The sequence below is a fragment of the Luteibacter sp. P4_D7_3 genome (genome assembly GCF_056401735.1).
Map to the genome: position 1 here is coordinate 1 of NZ_JBFUIT010000343.1, position 4,025 is coordinate 4,025.

4 protein-coding genes are annotated in these 4,025 nt (G+C 62.4%); 1 reads left to right on the top strand and 3 read right to left on the bottom strand.

Annotation, left to right across the window (positions count from 1 at the left end):
* A partial coding sequence (gene dcp / locus AC1DSN_RS19445) for a peptidyl-dipeptidase Dcp (RefSeq protein WP_477332315.1) occupies positions 1-1,940 on the top strand: 1,940 nt, incomplete at its 5' end.
* A gap of 58 nt (positions 1,941-1,998) precedes the next feature.
* Here dcp and AC1DSN_RS19450 read toward each other — a convergent pair.
* The 3 genes from AC1DSN_RS19450 to AC1DSN_RS19460 form a co-directional block, all read right to left on the bottom strand.
* A complete protein-coding gene (locus tag AC1DSN_RS19450) occupies positions 1,999-2,631 on the bottom strand; it encodes a hypothetical protein (RefSeq protein WP_477332317.1) in 633 nt (210 codons plus the stop codon).
* 105 nt (positions 2,632-2,736) lie between these two features.
* Positions 2,737-3,687, bottom strand: coding sequence for a 2OG-Fe(II) oxygenase (locus tag AC1DSN_RS19455; RefSeq protein WP_477296628.1), 951 nt, complete (start codon positions 3,685-3,687; stop codon positions 2,737-2,739).
* Between the two features lie 122 nt (positions 3,688-3,809).
* Positions 3,810-4,025: aldehyde dehydrogenase family protein (locus AC1DSN_RS19460; RefSeq protein ID WP_477332319.1), on the bottom strand; the 216-nt coding region annotated here is incomplete at its 5' end.

Here is a 4,025-nt window from a genome sequence, read left to right on the forward strand (position 1 = left end):
GCATGAAGCAGCAGCTGGCCGAGGTCGAGGCCATCGCGAATTCGGCAGACGCACCGAGCTTCGACAACACCATCGTCGCCCTGGAAAAGTCGGGCGTCCTGCTCAAGCGCGCCCAGAACGTGTTCAGCGCACTCACGGGTGCCAACACGAACGACACCCTCCAGAAGGTCGACGAAGACGAGTCGCCGAAGCTCGCCGCTCATAGCGACGCGATTTATCTCAATGACAAGCTCTTCAAGCGGGTCGAGGCCCTGTACGAGAAGCGGGCGTCACTGAAGCTCGACCCGGAATCCGGCCGCCTGCTTCAGGTGACCTACGACGATTTCGTGCACGCCGGAGCCAAGCTGTCCGAGGCCGACAAGACCAAGCTGAAGGACCTCAACAAGGAAGAGTCCACCCTCAGCACCAAGTTCACCAACGTGTTGCTCGCCGCGACCAAGGCCGGTGCGCTGGTGGTCGACGACAAGAAGGCGCTCGACGGCATGTCGGACGCGGATATCGAAGCCGCGACGGCCGCTGCGAAGGACCGCAAGCTCGACGGCAAATATGTTGTGACGCTGCAGAACACCACGCAGCAGCCGGCCCTGCAGGGCATGAACGACCGCGACACGCGCGAGAAGCTGTTCAAGGCATCGTGGGAGCGCGCCGAGCACGGCGACGCCAACGACACGCGCGAGATCATTACCCGTATCGCCCAGGTCCGCGCCGACCGCGCGAAGCTGCTCGGCTTCCCGAACTACGCCGCCTGGAAACTCGACGACCAGATGGCGAAGACGCCGGCGGCTGCCGAGAAGTTCATGGAGCGTCTCGTGCCGGCCGCCGTCGCCCGCGCCACCGCGGAGTCCAGGGACATCCAGCAGGTGATCGACCAGGACAAGGGCGGTTTCCAGGTCCAGGCATGGGACTGGGATCATTATGCGGAGAAGGTCCGCAAGGCGAAGTACGACCTTGACGAAGCGCAGATCAAGCCGTACTTCGAGCTGGACAACGTGCTGCAGAACGGTGTGTTCTACGCGGCCAACCAGCTCTACGGGCTGACCTTCAAGGAGCGCAAGGACATCCCGGTGTATCAGCCGGATGTGCGCGTATTCGAAGTGTTCGACAAGGACGGCACCTCCATGGCGCTGTTCTATTGCGACTACTTCAAGCGTGACAACAAGAACGGCGGCGCGTGGATGAGCAACTTCGTCGACCAGTCGAAGCTGTTCGGTACCAAGCCGGTGGTCTACAACGTCGCCAACTTCACCAAGCCGGCGGCTGGCCAGCCCGCGTTGCTCTCGTTCGACGATGTCACCACCATGTTCCACGAGTTCGGTCACGCGCTGCACGGCATGTTCGCCAACACGCAGTACGCGTCGTTGTCCGGCGCGAACACCGCCCGCGACTTCGTCGAGTTCCCGTCGCAGTTCAACGAGCAGTGGGCGTCGGACCCGAAGGTCTTCGCCAACTACGCCAAGCACTACCAGACCGGCGCGGCCATGCCGGACGAACTCGTTGCCAAGATCAAGAAGGCGAGCAGCTTCAACCAGGGCTATGCGATGAGCGAACTCATCTCGGCAGCCCTGCTCGACATGCAATGGCACATGATTGCCCCGGGTGCGCCGAAGCAGGACGTCGATGCCTTCGAGGCGAACGCGCTCAAGAAGGCCGGCTTCACCCTCGCGCAGGTGCCGCCGCGTTACCGCTCCAGCTACTTCCAGCACATCTGGGGCAACGGCTACGCCGCGGGTTACTACGCTTACCTGTGGACGCAGATGCTCGATTCCGACGCCTTCGAGTGGTTCAAGGAGCACGGTGGCCTGACCCGCGAGAACGGGCAGATCTTCCGCGACAAGATCCTCTCGCGCGGCAATACCGAGGAACTTGGCAAGCTCTATCGTGACTTCCGCGGCAAGGAGCCGAGCATCGAGCCGATGCTGAAGGATCGCGGGTTGAAGTAAATTCGCGTCGTGGCGGTGATCGTAAAAAGGGCGGCCTTATGGCCGCCCTTTTTTTCCCCTAGGGCGTAAGACTGATTCGCGAGATCTGCAGCAAACCGCCGCGCCAAAGGATCCCCTGCACTTCGTTGAGCGGATCGGCGTGGTAATCCAGGTTCATCGAAAATCCCCCGGCGTCACCATGCATCCTCTGCAAGGGCTGGCAGATATTGAACGAGTGGAGTTCGGCAAGCCCTGGTGCTTTCGCACAGGGCGATCTGAGGTACGTGATGCGCGACTCCGCGGCCCCGTTGGGGATGCGTATGTCACAGCGCACGTGGCCATAGGCACGGCGAAAGATCAAGCGACACTCGTTGTTCCTGCCGCGCGTACCTGTCACCACCACGCTGCCCTTGTCCGTCTCCTCGATGATGACATCGCTGACGGCCACGATCATCGTGTTGTTCAACTGCAGCATGGAGCCGGCCTTTACCGTGCCGGGGGGAGCATTCTCGAAAGACTCGTCCCATTTGCATGGCGCGAGCGCGCCCAGTTCGGGTGGCTTATACCCTTCTTGCTCGCTCGTCATGAACGCTTGCAGTTGCTTGTTGTTCCACGACGGTCTGGGGCCCGACGACTTCCCTGGCACGGGCGTCGGTGCGGGTTCGGCTCGGATTGCGGGTGACGCAGGTGTAGCGGACATCTGCAACATCATGTCGCGGCCCTCCAGGATGGATGGGCGCCGAGTTCCGGTCGGCGCGATGTTCGCTAAGCAAGCATCAAAATGGACCCGTCCGCAATATAACTTTCGTTGTAGGTGTCAGCCGTCGGCGGCGTTGCGAACCTGTGCCGTGCGTCGGCGGTACCGCATGTAGAGGCGCTTCATGAGGTAGAGCACCTGTCCGCCGAACCCCTTGTCCTGCGCCTGGAGGAGCTGGCTGTTCTCCGCATAAAGCATCTTGGAGAGGTTGTCCCGCGACGCAATTGTCTCGCGCAGTGCGAACACATCGGCTTCGGTCAGTGTGTAACCCGGTGCCAGATGGTCGGGGAGCTGCCGGTTGACGTAATGGGTCGTGTGACGGGGCGCGGTTTCTTCCGCCGGCCGGTCCTTCGTATAGAAGTACAGCGCGATCGACTTGCGCGAAAGCCCAGGGCGGTCGGCGGGGAAAGCGATCCGGTCGAAGCCGTGCCAGCTGGTCTCGGTGGTCTCGAAGATCACGCAGCGATTCAACAGCGGTGCGACGCGCACCGCTGGCTGTGGGTCGGCATACGGGTCCTTGTAAAGATCGAGCAGCCCGCCCCACGCGTCGTCCCACTCGGGATTCAGGTACACGATGAGGTTCAGTCGTCGGTGCCATCGCTCGCTGGGGTGGAAATTGAAATCGATGTGCGGGCTGAGTGGTTGCCCGTTGCGGTTCTCGTGCGTACCGCCGCCCAGGTAGAACGGGTCGTACAACAAGCCCTCGATACCGGTGACACGGCCGAGGTACGTCAGGAACGCCGGCGTCTGGATGATTTCGTCGAGCCGCCGGTAAGCAGGCCCGAGCTGCGGCATGGCGTCCACGGTGGATTTACCACCCGGACGGCCGTCGTCACCGATGAAGTTGCCGCGCTCGAAGGCGGGGAACTCACGCACCAGCTCGGCAAGAAAGGCGTCGTCGAGGAACCCGTCGATGACGACATGGCGGAAGGGCTGGGCAGTGGCGAACGCCTCCGCGTGTCGTTGGGCCAGGCCTAGCGCCGCGGTATCGATGATGGCTTCGTGGTCCACTGATGAGTTCCTGCCCTGGATGCTCTCGGGATTCTAGTGCAAGAACTTTCCGAGCGAGAAACTCTTGCGAAAAAAAGGCCGCGCTTCTTGCGGAGCGCGGCCTGGATCATGCGAAACGGGTTTTACTCGCCGATCGTCAGCAGCGACGCATTGCCACCCGCCGCCGTGGTGTTGATCGTGAGCGTGCGCTCACCGGCGAAGCGGAGCAGGTAGTGCGGGCCGCCGGCCTTCGGACCGGTGCCGGAGAGGCCTTCACCGCCGAACGGCTGCACGCCGACCACCGCACCAATCTGGTTACGGTTGACGTAGCAGTTGCCGACGCGCGCGCGGCTCTGGAT

Excerpts from the sequence above, each read along its gene's own strand:
- AC1DSN_RS19450 (WP_477332317.1), bottom strand. The coding sequence starts at position 2,631 with ATGATGTTGCAGATGTCCGCTACACCTGCGTCACCCGCAATCCGAGCC.